Here is a 22,085-nt window from a genome sequence, read left to right on the forward strand (position 1 = left end):
GTTACACCGTTTCCTTCTGATCTTTAAATTTACGCTGCAATTCTTTTTCTACCTGTTTGGCGCGCCAGATGTTGTTCAGGGCGTTCACCATCGCTTTAGCAGAAGATTCGACGATATCGGTCGCCAGGCCAACGCCATGGAATTTACGACCGTTGTAGTTCACCACGATATCAACCTGGCCCAGCGCGTTCTCGCCGTGGCCTTTCGCGGTCAACTTGTAGTTCACCAATTCTGCTTCAAAGCCGGTGATGCGGTTGATGGCCTGATATACGGCATCCACCGGGCCGTTACCGGTCGCGGCATCGGCTTTGGTCTCTTCGCCACAGCCCAACTGCACCGACGCGGTGGCAGTGACGCTGGAACCGGTCTGTACATTAAATTCGTTCAGCTGGAAATATTCTGGCTCTTCATTCTGTTTGTTGATGAACGCCAGCGCTTCCAAATCGTAATCAAATACCTGGCCTTTCTTGTCGGCCAGCTTCAGGAAGGCATCGTACAGAGCATCGACGTTGTAGTCGGAATCTTTGTAGCCCATCTCTTCCATGCGATGTTTCACCGCAGCACGGCCTGAACGTGAAGTCAGGTTCAACTGAATTTTGTGTAAGCCGATCGATTCTGGCGTCAGGATTTCGTAGTTTTCGCGGTTCTTCAACACGCCATCCTGGTGAATACCAGAGGAGTGAGCAAACGCACCCGTACCCACAATCGCTTTGTTGGCTGGAATCGGCATGTTGCAGATTTGGCTGATCAACTGGCTGGTGCGGTAGATTTCCTGATGATGGATATTGGTGTGCAAGTTCATGATCTGCTGGCGGGTTTTAATCGCCATAATCACTTCTTCCAGCGCACAGTTACCGGCACGTTCGCCCAGGCCATTGATGGTGCCTTCAACCTGACGCGCACCTGCTAACACCGCTGCTACGGCATTGCCGGTTGCCATGCCCAAATCATCATGGGTGTGAACAGACAAGATAGCTTTATCGATGTTCGGTACGCGTTCGCGCAACTGGCTGAAGATGTTGGCGTACTCGTGCGGCAAGGTGTAACCAACCGTATCCGGGATGTTGATGGTGGTCGCGCCGGCGTTGATCGCGGCTTCCACTACGCGGCACAGATCGTCGATCGGCGTACGGCCACCGTCTTCGCAAGAGAACTCAACGTCATCGGTGTAGTTGCGCGCACGTTTAATCGAGGCTACTGCGCGGTCAATCACATCTGGCAAGGTACTGCGCAATTTGGTGGCGATATGCATTGGCGAAGTGGCGAGGAAAGTATGAATGCGGAATGCTTCAGCCACACGCAAAGCCTCGTAGGCGGCATCAATATCCTTATCCACGCAGCGAGCCAGGGCAGCAACGCGGCTGTTTTTCACCGAGCGCGCGATGGTTTGCACCGATTCGAAATCGCCAGGCGAAGAGATAGGGAAACCGACTTCCATTACATCCACGCCCATACGCTCCAGCGCCAGGGCGATCTGCAGTTTTTCTTTAACACTCAGGCTGGCCTGTAATGCCTGCTCGCCGTCGCGCAGAGTGGTATCGAAAATAATAACTTGCTGGCTCATGGTCATCTTCCTTTTGCTTTAACTCAACTTCGCCGGTGTAACGAGCATAAAAAAACCCGCGCATCGGCGCGGGTTCTTTAAACTTCTTCAGGTTCGAATCAGTGATTGATTCCACCCACAAGTCTACCGCGCAAACTGAATGCGTTTAGTAGTAGACCGAGTAGGCGGAAAGAATGGAACATGAATCAAACCTCGTAAATTTTGTGCTGCACATATTGATACTGGGATTACTGTGGGAAGTCAACCCTAAGTGAAAGGGTATTTCTTTTGTCCTTTAAGGGCGATCTGCTGCGAATATCCCGCTATACAGAGCTTTGGCATTAATTAGCTGCATGCATAATGGCTTAAACAGCCTAAAAAATTTTTTATAAAAACGAATTAATTTTAACTTGTTGAAATTAATGTATTTAATCTGAGTTTTGGCACAATTTTAAAAACAAGATTTGGCGGGTAGCTTAGCACAATGTCATGCAAGAAGCGGATTTTGAAGTTAATCACGCCAGAAAGTAATATTCAGGAAAAATTGTGGGCTAACCGGCCAGGCAATATGAAAATCATATTTCTTAGAACACGCTGCAAATAATCATGAAACCAGCATTTTCATCTGTGGTTGTGGGATGGCATTAGTTTAATCCTCGCGAGCGATTATCACGTGTCAGTGCCTTTTGTGCCGAAATAAGCCTGTCGCAGCCTCCTGTCGTTTGCAGGCCGGGTTTTCTGCGGTTATGGTAATCGACCTACTCTTAAAAGAATCAACTCAAGTAGATTCCCTGTACCTGGAAGGCAGAAATGAATTCTGTCATCTGAGCATAAACATAAGGTTTTGATCTTAACTGGCGAATATGGGGCTGGGTGCCAGTGGCGCAGGGGCAATGCGCGTCACGGGATCCGGTTCCTCAAGCCTGGAGGCAGAAAATGGAGATGTTGTCAGGAGCCGAAATGGTCGTCCGTTCGTTAATCGATCAGGGCGTTAAGCAGGTATTCGGCTATCCGGGCGGAGCAGTGCTCGACATTTACGATGCGCTGCAAACGGTCGGTGGAATTGACCACGTATTAGTGCGTCACGAGCAAGGCGCTGTGCATATGGCAGATGGTCTGGCACGCGCGACCGGCGAAGTCGGCGTGGTGCTGGTCACCTCAGGTCCAGGCGCCACCAATGCCATTACCGGTATTGCGACGGCCTATATGGATTCGATTCCGATGGTGATTCTGTCGGGTCAGGTGCCGTCTTCACTGATCGGCTACGATGCGTTCCAGGAGTGCGACATGGTCGGGATTTCCCGTCCGGTGGTCAAACACAGCTTCCTGGTGAAAAACGCCGAAGAGATCCCAACCGTGCTGAAAAAAGCCTTCTGGCTGGCAGCAAGCGGCCGCCCAGGCCCGGTGGTGATCGACCTGCCAAAAGACATTCTTAACCCAGCGAACAAACTGCCGTACGTCTATCCTGAGTCGGTCAGCATGCGCTCTTATAACCCGACGATTCAGGGGCATAAAGGACAGATTAAGCGTGCACTGCAAACGCTACTGGCCGCGCATAAGCCGGTGATTTATGCCGGTGGCGGTGCGATTATGTCCGGCTGTGAGGCGGAGCTGCTGCAGTTAGCTGAACAGCTGAATATTCCGGTCACCATGTCACTGATGGGCCTCGGCGTGTTCCCTGGCACGCATCGCCAGAGTGTAGGCATGCTGGGTATGCACGGTACTTACGAAGCCAATATGACCATGCACAATGCCGATTTGATTTTCGGCATTGGTGTGCGCTTCGATGACCGTACTACCAACAACCTGGCGAAATATTGCCCGAACGCCACCATCATGCATATCGACGTCGATCCGACCTCGATTTCCAAGACCGTCAGCGCCGATATCCCGATTGTCGGTGATGCGAAGCAGACGTTGTCGCAGATGCTGGAACTGCTGGCGCAAAGCGATGCGAAGCAAGAGCTGGATAGCCTGCGCGACTGGTGGCAGACCATTGATGGCTGGCGTAGCCGTAAGTGCCTTGAATTTGATCGCACCAGCGACAAGATCAAACCGCAGGCGGTGATCGAAACCATCTGGCGTCTGACTAAGGGGGATGCGTACGTTACCTCTGATGTCGGCCAGCATCAGATGTTCGCCGCGCTCTATTATCAGTTTGATAAGCCGCGTCGCTGGATCAACTCCGGTGGCCTTGGCACCATGGGCTTCGGCTTACCGGCTGCGCTGGGGGTGAAAATGGCGCTGCCGGATGAAACCGTCATCTGCGTGACCGGTGATGGCAGTATTCAGATGAACATCCAGGAACTGTCGACGGCACTGCAGTACGATTTACCGGTGCTGGTGCTGAACCTCAACAACGGTTTCCTCGGTATGGTGAAACAGTGGCAGGATATGATTTATTCCGGCCGCCACTCGCAATCCTACATGCAATCGCTGCCTGACTTTGTGCGTTTAGCCGAAGCCTACGGACACGTGGGTATTTCCATCGCGCACCCCGCTGAGCTGGAAGAGAAGCTGCAGCTGGCATTGGATACCCTGGCGAAAGGGCGTCTGGTGTTTGTTGATGTGAATATCGACGGCAGCGAGCACGTTTACCCGATGCAGATTCGCGGCGGTTCGATGGATGAGATGTGGCTGAGCAAAACGGAGAGGACTTAATTATGCGTCGTGTGTTATCGGTACTGCTGGAAAATGAATCCGGCGCATTGTCTCGCGTGGTGGGCTTGTTCTCACAGCGCGGCTACAACATCGAAAGTCTGACCGTTGCGCCGACCGATGATCCAACGCTGTCACGCATGACCATTCAGACGGTCGGCGATGAAAAAGTACTGGAGCAGATTGAGAAGCAACTGCACAAGCTGGTGGACGTGTTACGTGTCAGCGAGCTGGGGCAGGGGGCTTACGTTGAACGTGAAATCATGCTGGTGAAGATTCAGGCAAGCGGGTATGGCCGTGAAGAAGTGAAGCGCAGCGCGGAAATTTTCCGTGGCCAGATTATCGATGTGACGCCAACGCTGTACACGGTTCAGCTGGCAGGCACCAGCGATAAACTCGACGCCTTCCTCAACACGGTACGCGATGTTGCTGAGATCGTTGAAGTGGCGCGATCAGGGATTGTGGGCGTGTCACGTGGCGATCGTGTGATGCGTTAATTCCGCAGAGTTATCATCCTGCTTCCAAGCTAACCCGGCGTAATGCCGGGTTTTTTTTATTTAATGCGCTTGTGAGTGCTGCCCGATAAAAGCGGTTGCTCAGCGTAGTGTTCTGCGGTTAGATGTTACAAATGTTTTACCCATAGCTACTCTGCGGACATTTGCCCAGCCCTGGCTTATCAGAATTAAGGTGTCATCGTGAAACTGGATGAAATTGCGCGCCTGGCGGGCGTGTCGCGCACCACGGCCAGCTACGTTATCAATGGCAAAGCGCGGCAGTATCGTGTCAGCGACAAAACCGTCGAAAAAGTGATGGCGGTGGTGCGTGAACATAATTATCACCCCAATGCTGTTGCGGCAGGCCTGCGCGCCGGACGTACGCGTTCAATTGGTCTGGTGATCCCGGATCTTGAGAACACCAGTTACACGCGCATTGCCAATTATCTGGAGCGCCAGGCACGCCAACGTGGCTATCAGCTGCTGATTGCCTGCTCGGAAGATCAGCCTGACAATGAGATGCGCTGTATTGAACATCTGCTGCAGCGCCAGGTGGATGCGATCATCGTTTCGACCTCGTTGCCGCCAGAACACCCGTTTTATCAGCGCTGGATCAACGATCCGCTGCCGATTATCGCGCTGGACCGTGCGCTGGATCGTGAACACTTCACCAGTGTGGTCGGTGCCGATCAGGACGATGCGCATGCGCTGGCGGCTGAATTGCGTCAGCTTCCGGTGAAAAATGTGCTGTTCCTTGGGGCCTTGCCTGAGCTTTCAGTCAGTTTCCTGCGTGAAATGGGCTTTCGCGATGCGTGGAAAGACGATGAACGCACGGTGGATTACCTCTACTGCAACAGCTTTGATCGCACTGCGGCTGCCACACTATTCGAGAAATATCTCGAAGATCATCCGATGCCGGATGCGTTGTTTACCACCTCATTCGGTCTGCTTCAGGGCGTGATGGACATTACCCTAAAGCGGGATGGCCGCCTGCCCACTGACCTGGCTATCGCCACCTTTGGCGACCACGAATTACTGGACTTTTTAGAGTGCCCGGTACTGGCGGTGGGGCAGCGACATCGCGATGTCGCCGAGCGCGTGCTGGAATTAGTTTTGGCCTCGCTGGATGAACCGCGCAAACCGAAGCCGGGATTAACCCGTATTCGCCGCAATTTATTCCGCCGTGGTCAGTTAAGTCGCCGCACTAAATGAAATCGCGGGCAGATCGCTGCCCGCACTTATTAATCATCCAGATATTTTTCTGCCATAGGACTGGGGTAAAAAAGCGTAAATAGTCACCACTTTCCCTAACGAATTAACTGCACTGAATTTTCTTATTTGTTTACATCTTCAGCAGTGACGCGTAGCAGAGCTGGCGCGATGGTGCTGGGCTTCCTTTCAGAAATCCCCTAAAATGCAGCCGCTGTCGCATATCCCGGGATAATTATCTTTTGCGATTAAAACGCTTTATTTTTCGCCATTTTTCAAATCGTGAAAATTTTTATTCCATTATTCATCAGGTTAATTTTTTATTTTGCCATTCATTCCCCTAAATTCCCCTCCACTAAATAATTCTCACCCTTGTAAAGAGTGATATTCACTTGTCGTTGCGGCTTGACAAGGATTTCATAGGCTCCGTAAACTCGTTTCGTGGTAAAAAGTGGGATAAAGTGGTGAAAACGGGTGATTGGGGGGTAGGACTGACATGTTCCGAGGAGCAACGTTAGTCAATCTCGACGGCAAAGGCCGATTGGCGGTACCAACACGCTATCGTGAATTGCTTGTCGCGGAGTCTCAGGGGCAAATGGTGTGCACCATTGACCTCCACCAGCCATGTCTGTTGCTTTATACCCTGCCCGAATGGGAAATCATCGAGAAAAAACTGGCGCGCTTATCCAGCATGAATCCGAACGAACGTCGCGTGCAGCGACTGCTGTTAGGACATGCCAGCGAATGCCAGATGGATAATGCAGGTCGTTTGTTGCTGGCGAATACGCTACGGCAACATGCGAGCCTGACCAAAGAAGTGATGCTGGTTGGACAGTTCAATAAGTTTGAGCTGTGGGATGAACAGACCTGGTATCAACAAGTTAAGGACGATATTGACGCAGAACAGTCAGCTCAGGAGCCTTTATCTGAGCGGTTGCAGGACTTGTCGCTATAGCTATGCAGGATAATTTTAAACACACCACAGTGCTGCTGGATGAGGCGGTTAACGGCCTCAATATCAGGGAAGACGGCATTTACATTGACGGCACTTTTGGGCGCGGCGGTCACTCACGTCTGATCCTTTCGCAACTGGGCGAGAAAGGGCACTTACTGGCGATCGATCGCGATCCGCAAGCCATAGCCGCTGCAGCTGAAATTCAGGATCCACGTTTTTCGATCGTGCACGGACCCTTTTCGGCGCTCGCAGAGTATGTCGAAGCGCGTGGTCTCACCGGTAAGATCGATGGCGTATTGCTCGATCTTGGCGTGTCATCACCGCAGTTGGATGACGCAGAGCGCGGTTTCTCGTTTATGCGTGATGGGCCACTGGATATGCGTATGGACCCGACACGGGGCCAGTCTGCAGCAGAGTGGCTGATGAACGCCGAGGAAGCCGATATCGCTTTCGTCATCAAGACCTACGGTGAAGAGAAATTTGGCAAACGTATCGCACGCGCCATCGTCGAGCGTAATCGCGAGCAGCCAATGACGCGTACTAAAGAGTTAGCCACCGTGATCGCTGCTGCGATGCCGGTGAAGGACAAGTTTAAACATCCGGCCACGCGCACCTTCCAGGCGATTCGTATCTGGATCAACAGCGAACTGGAAGAGATCGATACTGCACTGAAAGGGGCAATGTCGGTGCTGGCACCTGGCGGGCGGTTATCGGTTATCAGCTTCCATTCGCTGGAAGACCGTTTGGTGAAGCGTTTTATGCGCGATCAGAGCCGAGGCCCGCAAGTTCCAGCGGGTATCCCAATGACCGAAAGCCAGCTTAAAGCGCTAGGTGGACGTGAATTGAAAACCTTAGGCAAGCTGATTCCGGGTGAAGCGGAAGTCAACGAGAACCCACGCGCGCGCAGTTCGGTACTGCGTATTGCTGAGAGGACCGCGACATGATTGGCAACGAGCGACACAGCCTGCCCGGCGTCATCGGCGGTGACCTGCTGCGATTCGGCAAGATCCCGGTGTTGCTGCTGATTGCAGTACTTGTGTCCTCGGTGTTGGTGGTGACCACCACGCATAAAACGCGCCTGTTAACGGCGCAGCGCGAACAGTTGGTGTTAGAACGTGATGCGCTCGATATCGAGTGGCGTAACCTGATTTTGGAAGAGAATGCGCTCGGCGATCATAGCCGGGTTGAGCGAATAGCAACCGATAAGCTGCAGATGCAGCATGTTGATCCTTCACAGGAAAATATCGTGGTGCAGAGATAAATAAGGAATCGCAGACCTCAATGAGCGGCGCAGGCAAAACGCTGAAGTTAAAAAAACAGGAAGATAAGGCCAGCTTTATAAGCTGGCGTTTTGCGTTGCTGTGCGGCTGTATTTTACTGGCTTTGGGCGGATTGCTGTCACGCGTGGCGTGGTTACAGGTCATCAGCCCGGATAAGCTGGTCAAAGAAGGGGATTTGCGTTCGCTGCGTGTTCAATCTGTTCCCACTGCACGTGGCATGATCAGCGATCGTGCTGGCCGTCCATTGGCCGTTAGCGTGCCAGTGAATGCCATCTGGGCCGATCCTAAAGAGCTGATGGAACATGGCGGTGTGTCACTCGACAGCCGCTGGAAAGCCCTTTCAGATGCGTTGTCCATCCCACTCGATCAACTCGCCGCGCGCGTGAATGCCAATCCCAAAGGGCGCTTTATCTATCTGGCGCGTCAGGTGAATCCAGCGATCGGCGAATACGTCAAAAAACTCAAGCTGCCCGGCATTTACCTGCGTGAAGAGTCGCGTCGTTACTATCCAGCCGGTCAGGTCACTGCACATCTGATCGGCTTCACCAACATTGATGGTCAGGGCATTGAGGGCATCGAAAAGAGCTTCGACAAGTGGCTGACCGGCGCGCCAGGCGAGCGTACGGTGCGTAAAGACCGCTACGGTCGCGTGATTGAAGATATCTCCTCTGTAGACAGCCGCGCGGCGCACAACCTGACGCTCAGCATCGACGAACGCTTGCAGGCGCTGGTGTACCGCGAGCTGAACAATGCCGTGGCTTTCAACAAAGCGGAGTCGGGCACTGCCGTTTTGGTGGATGTGAACACCGGTGAAGTGTTGGCAATGGCCAACAGCCCGGCTTACAACCCAAACAATCTCTCCAACACGCCGAAAGATGTGATGCGCAACCGTGCCATTACCGACATCTTCGAGCCAGGTTCCACCGTCAAACCGATGGTGGTGATGACCGCGCTGCAGCGTGGCGTGGTGAGAGAGAACAGCGTACTGAATACCGTGCCGTACCGCGTCAATGGTCATGAGATCAAGGACGTGGCACGCTACAACGAATTGACCCTTACCGGGGTTTTACAGAAGTCGAGTAACGTCGGGGTTTCACGTTTGGCGTTAGCGATGCCCTCCTCAGCACTCGTAGATACTTACGCGCGCTTTGGACTGGGTAAACCGACCAATTTGGGGCTGGTCGGGGAAAGTAGTGGCTTATACCCTCAAAAACAACGGTGGTCTGACATAGAGAGGGCCACCTTCTCTTTCGGCTACGGGCTAATGGTAACACCGTTACAGTTAGCGCGAGTCTACGCAACCATTGGCAGCTACGGCATCAACCGCCCGCTGTCGATCACCAAAGTTGACCCGCCAGTGGCGGGTGAACGCGTTTTCCAGGAAGACCTGGTGAAAACGGTGATGCACATGATGGAAAGCGTTGCGCTGCCTGGTGGCGGTGGGGTTAAAGCCGCCATCAAGGGTTATCGCATCGCGATTAAAACCGGTACTGCGAAAAAAGTGGGACCGGATGGACGCTACGTCAATAAATACATTGCTTACACGGCAGGTGTTGCACCTGCCAGTCGCCCTCGTTTTGCGCTGGTGGTGGTGATCAACGATCCCCAGGCCGGTAAATATTATGGTGGTGCGGTTTCTGCACCGGTGTTTGGCGCCATCATGGGCGGTGTATTACGCACCATGAACATTGAACCAGATGCGCTGCCGACAATTGATAAAGACGAGTTGGTGAAGAACAGAAGTGAGGAATCAAGTGACCGATCGTAACCTGCGCGATTTACTGGCCCCGTGGGTGCCGGGTGCGCCGGCGCGTCCACTCCGTGACATGACACTAGACAGCCGCTCAGCGGCTGCTGGCGATCTGTTTATCGCCGTGGCGGGCCATCATGCTGATGGACGTCGTTTTATTCCGCAGGCTATTGCTCAAGGCGTGGCGGCAGTGATTGCCGAAGCCGAGGGTGAAGCCAGCGATGGAGATATCCGCGAGATGCACGGCGTCCCGGTTATCTACCTGGCGCAGTTGCAGCAGCGTCTCTCTGCACTGGCCGGGCGCTTTTATCAGCAGCCTGCTGAAAAACTTAAATTAATCGGTGTCACCGGCACCAACGGAAAAACCACCACCACGCAGCTGATGGCGCAGTGGGCCAATCTGCTGGGTGAAACCGGTGCCGTGATGGGCACGGTGGGTAATGGCTTATATGGCCAACTGGTGGCTACCGAAAACACCACCGGTTCCGCGGTAGATGTTCAACATGTATTAAATGATCTGGTGGAGCAGGGTGCCACGCTGGCTGCGATGGAAGTCTCTTCTCACGGCCTGGTGCAGCATCGCGTGGCGGCACTGCCCTTCGCGGCGGCTGTGTTCACGAATCTAAGCCGCGATCATCTGGATTATCACGGTGATATGCAGGGTTACGAAGCCGCCAAATGGCTGCTGTTCTCTGAGCATCAGGTTGGCGAAGCCATTATCAACGCTGATGACGAGGTCGGACGCCGCTGGCTGGAGAAACTGCCGGATGCCGTTGCCGTCACCCTGGCTGACAACTTGCAGCCTGGCTGTCGTGGACGCTGGTTGAAAGCCACAGCGGTGAATTATCACGATGGCGGTGCGCATATCCAGTTCAGCTCCAGCTGGGGCGACGGGGAATTTGATAGCCGTCTGATGGGCGCATTCAATGTCAGCAATCTGCTGCTGGCACTGGCCACCTTGCTGACGCTCGATTATCCGCTGGAGGCGCTGGTATCAAGCGCTGCTCAGCTGCAACCGGTATGCGGTCGCATGGAAGTGTTCACGGCGCCAGAAAAACCCACAGTGGTGGTGGATTATGCTCACACCCCCGATGCGCTGGAAAAAGCGTTGGAAGCTGCCCGCCTGCACTGCAAAGGCAAACTTTGGTGCGTGTTTGGCTGCGGCGGCGATCGTGACAAAGGCAAACGTCCGCTGATGGGCGCGATTGCCGAACAGTTCTCTGACATCGTGGTCATCACCGATGACAATCCGCGCAGCGAAGAACCTGCCGCGATTGTGAATGACATTCTGACTGGCTTGCTTGATCCCGGTCGCGCCCGCGTGGTCGCGGGACGTGCGCAAGCGGTCACTAACGCCGTGATGCAGGCCAATGTCGATGACGTGGTGCTGCTGGCTGGTAAAGGCCATGAAGATTATCAAATCATTGGTAACCGTCGTTTGGATTACTCCGATCGCGACACCGTCGCCCGTTTACTGGGGGTGATAGCATGATCCCGGTTTCTTTGAAAACACTGGCTGAAATCAGTGGTGGTCAACTGCACGGCGCTGATTTGACGCTGAATGATGTGACCAGCGACACGCGTAAAGTGGCTGATGGCAGCCTGTTTGTCGCACTGGTCGGTGAGCGTTTTGATGCGCATGACTTTGCTCAGGATGCTATTGCCCAGGGTGCCAAAGCGCTGCTGGTGAGTAAGCACTTGCCTTTAGATGTGCCGCAAGTGGTGGTGGCAGATACCCGCATTGCCTTTGGTCAGCTCGGCGCCTGGGTGCGTCAGCAATCGAAGGCGCGCGTGGTAGCCCTGACCGGTTCATCCGGTAAAACCTCCGTCAAAGAGATGACCGCTGCCATTTTGCGTCAGTGTGGTGAAACCCTCTATACCGCTGGCAACCTGAACAACGACTTCGGCGTGCCGATGACGTTGCTGCGTCTGACCCCAGAACACGAGTTCGCGGTGATTGAGCTGGGTGCTAATCATCAGGGCGAGATTGCTTACACCACCGATTTAGTGCGTCCTGAAACGGCGCTGGTGAATAATCTCGCTGCAGCGCATCTGGAAGGCTTTGGTTCACTGGCCGGTGTAGCGAAAGCCAAAGGCGAAATTTTTGGTGGATTGCCAGTACACGGCACCGCCATCGTCAATGCTGACAGCAACGATCTCGCTAACTGGCAGTCGCAGTTTGTCGATAAGACCCTGTGGCGCTTCTCGCCACAGCCGATGGCAGATGCAGAATTCCGTGCCAGCGAGATCGTGCTACGCGCCGACGCCACGCTGTTTACCTTGCATACGCCGCGCGGAGACATTGCTGTTGCGCTTCCGCTGCCTGGTCGCCACAACATCGCGAACGCGCTTGCTGCTGCTGCGCTGGCACTGTCAGTTGATGCCCCGCTAAGCGCGATCCAAACCGGTTTGAAAACACTGCAGCCCGTACCGGGGCGTCTGTTCCCGATTCGTCTGGCAGACAATCAACTGCTGCTGGATGACAGCTATAACGCCAACGTCGGTTCGATGACGGCGGCCGCACAGGTACTGGGCGATATGCCAGGGTTCCGAGTGATGGTCGTCGGTGATATGGCCGAACTGGGCGATGAAGCGGGAGCTTGCCATCAGCAGGTGGGTGAAGCCGCCAGGGCAGCAGGTATTGATTGTGTTCTGAGTACCGGCACTTTGAGTCGGTTGATCGGTGAAAGCAGCGGTAGAGGCGAGCATTTCGCTACAAAAACCGAGCTGACTGTACGTTTACGCGCATTGCTGTCCCAACATCAGGACATCACTATTTTGGTTAAAGGCTCACGTAGCGCCGCCATGGAGCAGGTCGTCGAGAGCTTACAGGAGAAAGGAACATGCTAGTCTGGCTGGCCGAACATTTGGTCGCACTTTATTCCGGCTTTAACGTCTTCTCGTATTTGACGTTTCGCGCCATTGTCAGCCTGCTGACCGCTCTGTTCCTATCACTCTGGATGGGCCCGCGCCTGATCGCCTGGCTGCAGAAACTGCAAATTGGCCAGGTGGTGCGTAACGACGGTCCGGAATCGCACTTCAGTAAGCGCGGTACGCCAACCATGGGCGGCATCATGATCCTCACCTCCATCACCGTCTCGGTGTTGATGTGGGCGTATCCATCCAATCCTTATGTGTGGTGCGTGCTGGCGGTGCTGATTGGTTTCGGCATTATCGGTTTCGTCGATGACTATCGCAAAGTGGTACGCAAAGACACCAAAGGCCTGATTGCCCGCTGGAAATACTTCTGGATGTCGGTGATTTCCCTTGGCGTGGCTTTTGCGCTTTACGCTGCGGGCAAAGGCACACCGGCCACTCAGTTGGTGGTGCCGTTCTTTAAAGACATCATGCCGCAGCTGGGATTGTTCTATGTGCTGCTGGCTTACTTTGTGATTGTCGGCACCGGTAATGCGGTCAACCTGACCGATGGTCTGGATGGCCTGGCGATTATGCCCACCGTTTTTGTGGCGGCAGGCTTCGCTTTGGTCGCCTGGGCGACCGGTAACGTGAAGTTTGCGGAATATCTGCACATCCCGTATCTGCGCCACGCGGGTGAGCTGGTGATTGTCTGTACCGCGATTGTCGGTGCCGGTCTCGGCTTCCTGTGGTTCAACACCTACCCGGCTCAGGTCTTCATGGGCGATGTGGGTTCACTGGCACTGGGAGGCGCGTTAGGCACCATCGCCGTGCTGCTGCGTCAGGAGTTTTTGCTGGTGATCATGGGCGGCGTGTTTGTGGTTGAAACACTGTCGGTGATCCTGCAGGTGGGCTCGTTCAAGCTGCGCGGCCAACGCATTTTCCGCATGGCACCGATTCACCACCACTATGAATTGAAAGGCTGGCCGGAGCCGCGTGTCATCGTGCGCTTCTGGATTATTTCACTGATGCTGGTGCTGATTGGCCTGGCAACGCTGAAGGTACGTTAATCATGGCTGACTATCGGGGCAGAAAAGTCGTCATCATTGGACTCGGCATCACTGGCCTGTCCTGTGTTGATTTCTTCCTCGCGCAGGGCGTGACGCCTCGCGTGATGGATACCCGTGTGTCTCCGCCTGGCCTCGACAAGTTGCCTGAGGCGGTTGAACGCTATGTAGGCGGTATCAACAGTGACTGGTTGCTGGCGTCGGACTTGATCGTTGCCAGCCCAGGTATCGCGCTGGCACATCCTGCATTAAGTGAAGCCGCGGATGCCGGTATCGAAATCGTCGGTGATATCGAACTGTTTTGCCGTGAAGCTCAGGCTCCGATTGTCGCGATCACCGGCTCGAACGGTAAAAGCACCGTCACCACGCTGGTGGGTGAAATGGCCCGTGCAGCAGGTTGGCAGGTTGGCGTGGGTGGCAACATAGGTTTACCGGCGCTAACCCTGCTGAAATCTCCGGCACAGTTGTATGTGCTGGAACTTTCCAGCTTCCAGTTAGAAACCACCTACAGTCTGCAAGCAGCGGCTGCCACCATTCTCAACGTAACGGAAGATCATATGGATCGCTATCCGTTGGGCATGCAGCAGTATCGTGCGGCGAAATTGCGCATTTATGAAAACGCCCGCGTCTGTGTGGTCAATGCCGATGATGGTATGACCATGCCCGTTCGCGGTGTTGATGCACGTTGTGTCAGTTTTGGCATTAATCTCGGTGATTATCACCTGACCCAGCAGCAGGGCAACACCTGGCTGCGGGCGCAGGGTGAAAGGGTATTAAACACAGACGAAATGACGTTGGTGGGGCAGCATAACTACACCAATGCCCTGGCGGCCTTGGCACTGGCAGATGCGGTGAATATCCCGCGCGCTTCCAGTCTGAAAGCGTTAACGACTTTCACTGGCCTGGCGCACCGTTTCCAGCTGGTGCATGAAGCCAATGGCGTGCGCTGGATTAATGACTCCAAAGCCACCAATGTCGGCAGTACTGAAGCGGCACTCAATGGTTTGCAGGTGAAAGGCACCTTGTGGCTGTTGATGGGCGGTGATGGCAAATCCGCTGACTTCAGTGCACTGACGCGCTTTTTGCAGGGCGACAACGTGCGCATCTATTGCTTTGGTCGTGACGGCGATGCGCTCGCGGCGTTGCGCCCGGAGATCGCCACGCGCACAGAGACGATGCAGCAGGCCATGAAGCAGATTGCCCCTCAGGCGAAGGCGGGCGACATGGTGCTGCTGTCACCGGCCTGCGCCAGCCTCGATCAGTTCCGCACTTTTGAACAGCGCGGCGATATTTTCGCGCAGCTGGCGAAGGAGTTGAGCTGATGCGCATTCCAGGTGCCGGTATTGCCAGCTTCCTCTCCGTGCGTTTACGCGATTGGGTGATGGGCGGCCGTGAAAATGATGATGCGCCAGTGGTGCTGTATGATCGTACGCTGCTGTGGCTGACCTTTGGTTTGGCGATTATCGGCTTTGTGATGGTGACTTCAGCGTCGATGCCGGTCGGCCAGCGTCTTAACGAAGACCCGTTCTACTTCGCTAAACGCGACGCTTTCTATATTGCCCTGGCGGTAGGTATGGCTCTGGTGACATTGCGCGTGCCAATGGATTTCTGGCAGCGCTACAGCAACGTGATGCTGATGGCGTCTGTGGCAATGCTGCTGATCGTCCTGGTGGTGGGTAGTTCGGTTAACGGTGCATCGCGCTGGATTGCCCTCGGCCCACTGCGTATTCAGCCGGCCGAATTGTCCAAGCTTTCCCTGTTTTGCTATCTCGCCAGCTATCTGGTGCGCAAAGTGGAAGAGGTGCGCAACAACTTCTGGGGCTTTTGTAAGCCGATGGGCGTGATGGTGGTGTTGGCCGTGTTACTGCTGGCGCAACCGGATCTCGGAACTGTAGTTGTGCTGTTTGTGACGACGCTAGCGATGCTGTTCCTCGCGGGTGCCAAAATGTGGCAGTTCCTGGCGATCATCGGCTCCGGTATTTTTGCCGTGGTGCTGCTGATTATCGCTGAACCCTATCGTATGCGCCGTGTGACCTCTTTCTGGAACCCATGGGAAGATCCGTTTGGCAGCGGCTACCAGCTGACCCAGTCGCTGATGGCCTTCGGTCGTGGTGAATTCTGGGGCCAGGGCCTCGGCAACTCGGTGCAAAAACTCGAGTATCTGCCGGAGGCACACACCGACTTTATCTTCTCCATCATTGGTGAAGAGTTGGGTTATGTCGGTGTGGTTTTGGCGCTGTTAATGGTATTCTTCGTCGCTTTTCGCGCGATGTCGATTGGTCGCCGTGCTCTGGAGATCGATCAGCGCTTTTCTGGCTTCCTCGCTTGCTCAATTGGCGTGTGGTTTAGCTTCCAGGCGCTGGTTAACGTCGGTGCGGCCGCAGGTATGCTGCCGACCAAAGGTCTGACATTGCCGCTGATCAGTTATGGTGGCTCAAGTCTGATCATCATGTCGACCGCCATCGTGTTTTTATTGCGCATTGATTATGAAACGCGTCTGGCAAAAGCGCAGGCGTTTACCCGAGGTGCTCGATGAGTAGCAAGCGGCTGATGGTGATGGCCGGCGGAACCGGCGGACATGTGTTCCCGGGTCTGGCGGTGGCACACCATCTGATCGAACAGGGCTGGCAGGTGCGCTGGCTCGGAACCGCTGACCGAATGGAAGCGGATTTGGTGCCGAAACATGGCATCGAAATTGAATTTATCCGTATTAGCGGTTTGCGCGGCAAAGGTGTTAAGGCGCAGTTACTGGCACCGGTACGCATCTTCAATGCATGGCGCCAGGCGCGTCGCATCATGAAGCGCTGGCAGCCGGACGTGGTGCTCGGCATGGGCGGATACGTTTCCGGTCCAGGTGGATTAGCCGCGTGGAGTTGCGGTATTCCTGTGGTGCTGCATGAGCAGAACGGCATTGCCGGGCTGACCAACAAGTGGCTGGCGAAAATTGCCACCAAAGTGATGCAGGCGTTTCCGGGTGCATTCCCGAAAGCCGATGTGGTTGGCAATCCCGTGCGTAACGATGTGTTGGCCCTGCCGCTGCCTGCTGATCGCCTGAGTGGACGCAGCGGTGCGATTCGTGTGCTGGTGGTCGGCGGAAGCCAGGGCGCACGCATTCTGAATCAGACGGTGCCGCAGGTGGCCGCAGAACTGGGTGATGCCATCACGATTTGGCATCAAAGCGGCAAAGGCGCGCTGGAGACGGTGCAACAGGCGTATCGCGATGCCGGACAGCCGCAGCACAAGGTCACCGAGTTTATCGATGATATGGCGGAAGCCTATGCCTGGGCGGATGTAGTGGTGTGTCGTTCGGGCGCATTGACGGTGAGCGAAGTGGCCGCCGCAGGTTTACCGGCGATCTTCGTGCCGTTTCAGCACAAAGACCGTCAGCAGTACTGGAATGCGTTGCCGCTGGAGCAAGCGGGCGCAGCCAAAATTTTCGAGCAGCCGCAATTTACCGCGACTGCAGTAGCGGACACGTTGCGCCATTGGGATCGCGCCACGCTGCTGGCGATGGCTGAGAAAGCCCGTCAGGTAGCGATTCCTGATGCAACCGATCGGGTTGCGCAGGAAGTGGCACGCGTCGCGAAGTAATTAATAGGTCGGTTTGACCGGCTGTACCTGAATGCAGGTACAAATGAGATCAACAGGTAATTGAGACAGATGAATACACAACAATTGGCAAAACTGCGTTCCATTGTGCCCGAGATGCGTCGCGTCCGGCACATTCACTTTGTCGGCATCGGTGGTGCTGGCATGGGCGGTATTGCCGAGGTGTTGGCGAACGAAGGTTATCACATCAGCGGGTCGGATCTGGCGCCTAACCCGGTGACCCAGCATCTGGCCTCATTGGGTGCGACCATTTATTTCAACCATCGCCCGGAAAACGTGACGGATGCGAGCGTGGTGGTGGTGTCGACTGCGGTGGCTCAGGACAATCCGGAGCTGGTCGCGGCACGCGAGCAGCGTATCCCGGTGATTCGCCGTGCAGAGATGCTGGCTGAGCTGATGCGCTTCCGTCATGGCATCGCGGTTGCCGGTACGCACGGCAAAACCACCACCACAGCGATGGTTACCAGTATTTATGCCGAAGGTGGCTTAGACCCAACTTTCGTCAATGGCGGCCTGGTGAAAGCAGCGGGCACACATGCGCGTTTGGGCACCAGCCGTTACCTGATTGCGGAAGCCGATGAGAGTGACGCGTCGTTCCTGCATCTGCAGCCGATGGTGGCGATTGTCACCAACATCGAAGCGGATCATATGGACACCTATCAGGGCGATTTCGAGAACCTGAAGCAGACGTTCATCAACTTCCTGCATAACCTGCCGTTCTACGGACGTGCGGTGATGTGCGTAGATGATGTGGTGATCCGCGATTTGATCCCACGCGTAGGCCGTCAGGTCACCACTTACGGTTTCAGTGATGACGCCGATGTGCGCATCGAAAACTATGAACAACGCGGCGCGCAGGGGCACTTTACCCTGATTCGTCAGGACAAACCGGTGCTGAAAGTGACCCTGAATGCGCCGGGCCGTCACAATGCCTTAAATGCTGCTGCTGCGGTTGCAGTGGCGACAGAAGAAGGCATTGAAGATAACGCGATTCTGGCGGCACTGGAGAGCTTCCAGGGCACCGGGCGCCGCTTTGATGTGCTGGGCGAATTTGATACCGCAGCGGTCAATGGCAATCCAGGCACCGCAATGCTGGTGGATGATTACGGTCATCACCCAACGGAAGTGGATGTCACCATTAAAGCCGCGCGTGCCGGCTGGCCAGAGAAAAAACTGGTGATGGTATTCCAGCCGCATCGTTACACGCGAACTCGTGATCTGTTCGATGACTTCGCTAACGTGCTGTCACAGGTCGATGTATTGCTGATGCTGGATGTTTATCCGGCCGGTGAAGCGCCGATTCCAGGCGCAGATAGCCGTTCACTGTGCCGCGCGATTCGCAATCGTGGCAAGGTTGACCCGATTCTGGTCTCTGAGCACGATGCGTTGCCGGAAGCGCTGGCCCCGTTGTTGTCAGGTGACGATCTGGTCATCGTGCAGGGCGCCGGCAATATCGGCAAGATCGCCCGCAAACTGGCTGAGCTTGCGTTGCAGCCAACTGCGAAAACGGAGGCGCGTCATGGCTGAGAAAGTCGCCGTCCTGATGGGCGGAACCTCGGCAGAGCGTGAAGTGTCGCTGATGTCGGGCAGTGCGGTGTTAGCTGGTCTGCGTGAGATGGGCATTGATGCGCACGGCGTGGATACCCGTGATGTGTCAGTGCTGGATCTTAAAGCGCAGGGCTTTGATAAAACCTTTATCGCTCTGCACGGTCGCGGCGGTGAAGATGGCACGCTGCAGGCGGTGCTGGAGTTCCTCCAGTTGCCCTATACCGGCAGCGGCGTGATGGCTTCGGCGATCACCATGGATAAACTGCGCAGCAAATTGCTGTGGCAGGGCAGGGGACTGCCTTCAGGCAAATTCGTCTGGTTAACGCGTCAGCAGCAGGAGCAGGGTTTAGACGCACAAACGCAGGCTGCCATTGATGCGCTCGGGCTGCCGCTGTTTGTGAAGCCAAGCTGTGAAGGTTCTAGTGTCGGCATCAGCCGTGTGAACACGTTAGAAGCCTTGCCTGCAGCGCTGGATGAAGCGTTTCGCCACGATAATGACGTGCTAGTTGAGGCATTCCTGAGTGGTGCGGAATATACCGTTGGCATCCTGGGTGATGAAATTCTGCCTTCAATCAGAATTAAAACCGCCAGCGAGTTCTATGACTATGAAGCTAAATACATTTCTGACGATACTGAATACTTCTGTCCAAGTGGTTTGAGTGCAGATCAGGAAGCAGAATTGAAGACGCTGGTATGGGCAGCCTGGCGTGCACTGGGTTGCAGCGGCTGGGGACGCGTCGATGTAATGACAGATGGCGAGGGGAAATTCCAGTTGCTGGAAGTGAATACCTCACCGGGCATGACCAGCCACAGTCTGGTGCCGATGGCCGCAAAGCAGGCGGGATACAGTTTCCCGCAGCTGGTGGCGCGTATTCTGGAACTGGCTGACTGATATGTCTCAGGCGGCGATACGTGTACGAAATCGCGAACCCCAGGAGCGTGCGCGCACCGGGCGTAGCAACGGTGCCCGACTGTTTGGCGTCGTATTCCTGCTGATGGTGTTGGGCATCATGGCTGCCGGTGGGCTGGTGGTGCTGAAGTGGATGAATGATGCGTCGCGTTTACCGCTGTCGAAGCTGGTGGTGACCGGGGAAACGCATTACACCACGCATGATGACATTCGCCAGGCCATTTTGTCGCTCGGTGCACCTGGCACGTTTATGTCGCAAAACGTGGACATCATCCAGCAACAGATTGAGCGTTTACCCTGGATTAAACAGGTCAGTGTGCGTAAGCAGTGGCCTGATGAGCTGAAGATTAACCTGGTGGAGTATGTTCCGGTGGCACGCTGGAATGACTCACACATGGTAGACGCCGATGGCGTCTCCTTCAGCGTCCCGGCCAGTCATATCGGTAAAGAAACATTGCCGATGTTATATGGCCCGGAAGGCAGTGAAACAGAGGTGTTGGCGGGCTATCACACCATGAGTGATGTGCTCAAAGCCGGCAAGTTTACCCTGAAGGTCGCGTCGATGACGGCGCGGCGCTCGTGGCAGTTAGTGACCAGCGACGATGTGCGCATCGAACTGGGACGCAGCGACACCATGAAGCGTCTGAACCGTTTTATTGAGCTCTATCCGGAGCTGCTGCAGCAGGGCCAGAGTCAGAACAAGCGCATTACCTATGTCGATTTGCGCTACGACTCCGGTGCCGCAGTAGGCTGGGCAGCGGCCCCGCTGGAGCCACAGGACAGTAATCAGCAACAAAACCAGGCACAGGCTAAACCACAATGATCAAGGCAACGGACAGAAAACTGGTAGTAGGACTTGAAATCGGCACCGCAAAGGTTGCCGCCCTGGTTGGGGAAATTCTGCCTGATGGTATGGTCAACATTATTGGGGTGGGCAGCTGCCCGTCTCGCGGTATGGATAAAGGCGGCGTAAATGACCTTGAGTCGGTGGTGAAATGCGTTCAACGCGCCATCGACCAGGCTGAACTGATGGCTGATTGCCAGATTTCGTCGGTTTACCTTGCTTTATCGGGCAAACATATCAGTTGTCAGAACGAAATCGGGATGGTTCCGATTTCGGAAGAGGAAGTGACTCAGGATGATGTAGAGAACGTGGTACATACGGCGAAATCCGTACGCGTACGCGATGAACATCGTATCCTGCATGTTATTCCTCAGGAATATGCCATCGATTATCAGGAAGGCATCAAGAATCCGGTGGGACTTTCCGGCGTGCGTATGCAGGCGAAAGTGCACTTGATCACCTGCCACAATGATATGGCGAAAAATATTGTTAAAGCCGTTGAACGTTGCGGCCTGAAAGTTGACCAACTGATTTTTGCCGGACTGGCATCCAGTTTCTCGGTTCTGACTGAAGATGAACGTGAGCTGGGCGTCTGTGTTGTTGACATCGGTGGCGGTACAATGGATATCGCGGTTTACACCGGCGGCGCACTGCGTCACACCAAAGTGATCCCTTATGCAGGGAATGTGGTGACCAGTGATATCGCCTATGCCTTCGGCACGCCGCCGACCGATGCGGAAGCGATCAAAGTACGCCATGGTTGTGCGCTGGGTTCGATTGTTGGCAAAGATGAAAACGTCGAAGTGCCCAGCGTCGGTGGACGTCCACCGCGCAGTCTGCAACGCCAAACGCTGGCAGAAGTGATTGAGCCGCGTTACACCGAATTGCTGAATCTGGTGAATGACGAGATTCTGCAACTGCAGGAGCAACTGCGCCAGCAGGGCGTGAAACACCACCTGGCAGCAGGCATCGTGCTGACCGGTGGCGCAGCACAGATTGAAGGTTTGGCCGCTTGCGCCCAGCGTGTATTTCATACGCAGGTGCGTATTGGTCAGCCACTTAACATCACCGGCCTGACGGATTATGCGCAGGAGCCGTATTACTCAACTGCAGTCGGTCTGCTGCATTACGGCAAAGAGTCACACATGAACGGTGATGCAGAAACGGAAAAACGTGCTTCAGTGGGCAACTGGTTTAAACGTATCAATAGCTGGCTGAAGAAAGAGTTTTAATTTTTGAAAAAGGAGATCATGCAGGCAATGTTTATGATCTCCAGGCGACAGGCACATAACGGAGAGAAATCATGTTTGAACCTATGGAATTAACCAATGACGCGGTGATTAAAGTCATCGGCGTCGGCGG

At 54.8% G+C, this 22,085-nt stretch carries 19 protein-coding genes; 17 read left to right on the plus strand and 2 right to left on the minus strand.

The features are described from left to right. Position 1: 1 nt before the first annotated feature. Both leuA and leuL read right to left on the minus strand, forming a co-directional pair. Positions 2-1,564, minus strand: a complete 1,563-nt coding sequence (gene leuA, locus RT340_RS04845; RefSeq protein ID WP_034826001.1) for a 2-isopropylmalate synthase — start codon at positions 1,562-1,564, stop codon at positions 2-4. Between the two features lie 98 nt (positions 1,565-1,662). Beyond that, entirely contained in the window at positions 1,663-1,746 is an 84-nt protein-coding gene (leuL, locus tag RT340_RS22580; protein ID WP_101749442.1) for a leu operon leader peptide, read from the minus strand. Between the two features lie 733 nt (positions 1,747-2,479). On the opposite strand from leuL, the gene ilvI reads away from it, so the two are divergent. From ilvI to ftsA, 17 genes are all read left to right on the plus strand, one after another. After that, a complete protein-coding gene (gene ilvI, locus RT340_RS04850; RefSeq protein ID WP_034825999.1) occupies positions 2,480-4,204 on the plus strand; it encodes an acetolactate synthase 3 large subunit in 1,725 nt (574 codons plus the stop codon). Positions 4,205-4,206: 2 nt separating this feature from the next. Beyond that, positions 4,207-4,698, plus strand: coding sequence for an acetolactate synthase small subunit (gene ilvN, locus RT340_RS04855; RefSeq protein WP_034825997.1), 492 nt, complete (start codon positions 4,207-4,209; stop codon positions 4,696-4,698). Positions 4,699-4,896: 198 nt separating this feature from the next. Continuing rightward, positions 4,897-5,907, plus strand: a complete 1,011-nt coding sequence (gene cra, locus RT340_RS04860; protein WP_097118335.1) for a catabolite repressor/activator — start codon at positions 4,897-4,899, stop codon at positions 5,905-5,907. A gap of 493 nt (positions 5,908-6,400) precedes the next feature. Next, complete coding sequence (gene mraZ / locus RT340_RS04865; protein WP_038649082.1) at positions 6,401-6,859, plus strand: division/cell wall cluster transcriptional repressor MraZ; 459 nt, start codon at positions 6,401-6,403, stop codon at positions 6,857-6,859. A gap of 2 nt (positions 6,860-6,861) precedes the next feature. Next, positions 6,862-7,803 carry a 16S rRNA (cytosine(1402)-N(4))-methyltransferase RsmH gene (gene rsmH, locus RT340_RS04870; protein WP_160833550.1) on the plus strand — a complete coding sequence of 314 codons (942 nt, stop codon included), beginning with the start codon at positions 6,862-6,864 and terminating at the stop codon, positions 7,801-7,803. After that, positions 7,800-8,120, plus strand: coding sequence for a cell division protein FtsL (gene ftsL / locus RT340_RS04875; protein ID WP_034825986.1), 321 nt, complete (start codon positions 7,800-7,802; stop codon positions 8,118-8,120). The genes rsmH and ftsL overlap by 4 nt, the downstream gene beginning before the upstream one ends. A 20-nt stretch (positions 8,121-8,140) precedes the next feature. Further along, a complete protein-coding gene (locus RT340_RS04880) occupies positions 8,141-9,907 on the plus strand; it encodes a peptidoglycan glycosyltransferase FtsI (RefSeq protein WP_313374497.1) in 1,767 nt (588 codons plus the stop codon). Beyond that, the gene (gene murE / locus RT340_RS04885; protein WP_313374499.1) at positions 9,894-11,381 is read left to right on the plus strand and encodes a UDP-N-acetylmuramoyl-L-alanyl-D-glutamate--2,6-diaminopimelate ligase; all 1,488 of its coding nucleotides are present in this window, start codon (positions 9,894-9,896) and stop codon (positions 11,379-11,381) included. Before RT340_RS04880 ends, murE begins: the two co-directional genes overlap by 14 nt. Beyond that, positions 11,378-12,739: a UDP-N-acetylmuramoyl-tripeptide--D-alanyl-D-alanine ligase gene (murF, locus tag RT340_RS04890; protein WP_313374501.1), complete on the plus strand. Its 1,362-nt coding sequence runs from the start codon at positions 11,378-11,380 to the stop codon at positions 12,737-12,739. Before murE ends, murF begins: the two co-directional genes overlap by 4 nt. Then, positions 12,733-13,815 carry a phospho-N-acetylmuramoyl-pentapeptide-transferase gene (gene mraY, locus RT340_RS04895; RefSeq protein WP_034829683.1) on the plus strand — a complete coding sequence of 361 codons (1,083 nt, stop codon included), beginning with the start codon at positions 12,733-12,735 and terminating at the stop codon, positions 13,813-13,815. The genes murF and mraY overlap by 7 nt, the downstream gene beginning before the upstream one ends. A gap of 2 nt (positions 13,816-13,817) precedes the next feature. Next, entirely contained in the window at positions 13,818-15,134 is a 1,317-nt protein-coding gene (gene murD, locus RT340_RS04900; protein WP_313374504.1) for a UDP-N-acetylmuramoyl-L-alanine--D-glutamate ligase, read from the plus strand. Next, entirely contained in the window at positions 15,134-16,348 is a 1,215-nt protein-coding gene (gene ftsW / locus RT340_RS04905; RefSeq protein ID WP_034829677.1) for a cell division protein FtsW, read from the plus strand. Before murD ends, ftsW begins: the two co-directional genes overlap by 1 nt. Further along, on the plus strand, positions 16,345-17,403 hold the full coding sequence (murG, locus tag RT340_RS04910; RefSeq protein ID WP_313374506.1) for an undecaprenyldiphospho-muramoylpentapeptide beta-N-acetylglucosaminyltransferase: 1,059 nt from the start codon (positions 16,345-16,347) through the stop codon (positions 17,401-17,403). Before ftsW ends, murG begins: the two co-directional genes overlap by 4 nt. A gap of 69 nt (positions 17,404-17,472) precedes the next feature. Beyond that, a complete protein-coding gene (gene murC, locus RT340_RS04915) occupies positions 17,473-18,948 on the plus strand; it encodes a UDP-N-acetylmuramate--L-alanine ligase (RefSeq protein WP_313374508.1) in 1,476 nt (491 codons plus the stop codon). Further along, positions 18,941-19,861, plus strand: coding sequence for a D-alanine--D-alanine ligase (locus RT340_RS04920; protein ID WP_097118340.1), 921 nt, complete (start codon positions 18,941-18,943; stop codon positions 19,859-19,861). Before murC ends, RT340_RS04920 begins: the two co-directional genes overlap by 8 nt. 1 nt (position 19,862) lies before the next feature. Beyond that, positions 19,863-20,702 (plus strand): cell division protein FtsQ, encoded by an 840-nt coding sequence (gene ftsQ / locus RT340_RS04925; protein ID WP_160833545.1) that lies wholly within the window; start codon positions 19,863-19,865, stop codon positions 20,700-20,702. Further along, on the plus strand, positions 20,699-21,955 hold the full coding sequence (gene ftsA / locus RT340_RS04930) for a cell division protein FtsA (protein WP_013507861.1): 1,257 nt from the start codon (positions 20,699-20,701) through the stop codon (positions 21,953-21,955). The genes ftsQ and ftsA overlap by 4 nt, the downstream gene beginning before the upstream one ends. Positions 21,956-22,085: the final 130 nt, after the last annotated feature.

The organism is Pantoea sp. CTOTU50773 (assembly GCF_032082325.1).
GTDB lineage: Bacteria > Pseudomonadota > Gammaproteobacteria > Enterobacterales > Enterobacteriaceae > Pantoea > Pantoea communis.

Bases quoted from the DNA above. Each gene is read 5' to 3' on its own strand.
- rsmH (WP_160833550.1), top strand. From the start codon at position 6,862: ATGCAGGATAATTTTAAACACACCACAGTGCTGCTGGATGAGGCGGTT.
- RT340_RS04920 (WP_097118340.1), top strand. From the start codon at position 18,941: ATGGCTGAGAAAGTCGCCGTCCTGATGGGCGGAACCTCGGCAGAGCGT.
- ilvI (WP_034825999.1), top strand. From the start codon at position 2,480: ATGGAGATGTTGTCAGGAGCCGAAATGGTCGTCCGTTCGTTAATCGAT.
- ftsW (WP_034829677.1), top strand. From the start codon at position 15,134: ATGCGCATTCCAGGTGCCGGTATTGCCAGCTTCCTCTCCGTGCGTTTA.
- mraZ (WP_038649082.1), top strand. From the start codon at position 6,401: ATGTTCCGAGGAGCAACGTTAGTCAATCTCGACGGCAAAGGCCGATTG.
- ftsL (WP_034825986.1), top strand. From the start codon at position 7,800: ATGATTGGCAACGAGCGACACAGCCTGCCCGGCGTCATCGGCGGTGAC.
- ftsQ (WP_160833545.1), top strand. From the start codon at position 19,863: ATGTCTCAGGCGGCGATACGTGTACGAAATCGCGAACCCCAGGAGCGT.
- murC (WP_313374508.1), top strand. From the start codon at position 17,473: ATGAATACACAACAATTGGCAAAACTGCGTTCCATTGTGCCCGAGATG.
- murG (WP_313374506.1), top strand. From the start codon at position 16,345: ATGAGTAGCAAGCGGCTGATGGTGATGGCCGGCGGAACCGGCGGACAT.
- murD (WP_313374504.1), top strand. From the start codon at position 13,818: ATGGCTGACTATCGGGGCAGAAAAGTCGTCATCATTGGACTCGGCATC.
- murF (WP_313374501.1), top strand. From the start codon at position 11,378: ATGATCCCGGTTTCTTTGAAAACACTGGCTGAAATCAGTGGTGGTCAA.
- RT340_RS04880 (WP_313374497.1), top strand. From the start codon at position 8,141: ATGAGCGGCGCAGGCAAAACGCTGAAGTTAAAAAAACAGGAAGATAAG.
- mraY (WP_034829683.1), top strand. From the start codon at position 12,733: ATGCTAGTCTGGCTGGCCGAACATTTGGTCGCACTTTATTCCGGCTTT.
- ftsA (WP_013507861.1), top strand. From the start codon at position 20,699: ATGATCAAGGCAACGGACAGAAAACTGGTAGTAGGACTTGAAATCGGC.
- leuA (WP_034826001.1), bottom strand. From the start codon at position 1,564: ATGAGCCAGCAAGTTATTATTTTCGATACCACTCTGCGCGACGGCGAG.
- leuL (WP_101749442.1), bottom strand. From the start codon at position 1,746: ATGTTCCATTCTTTCCGCCTACTCGGTCTACTACTAAACGCATTCAGT.
- ilvN (WP_034825997.1), top strand. From the start codon at position 4,207: ATGCGTCGTGTGTTATCGGTACTGCTGGAAAATGAATCCGGCGCATTG.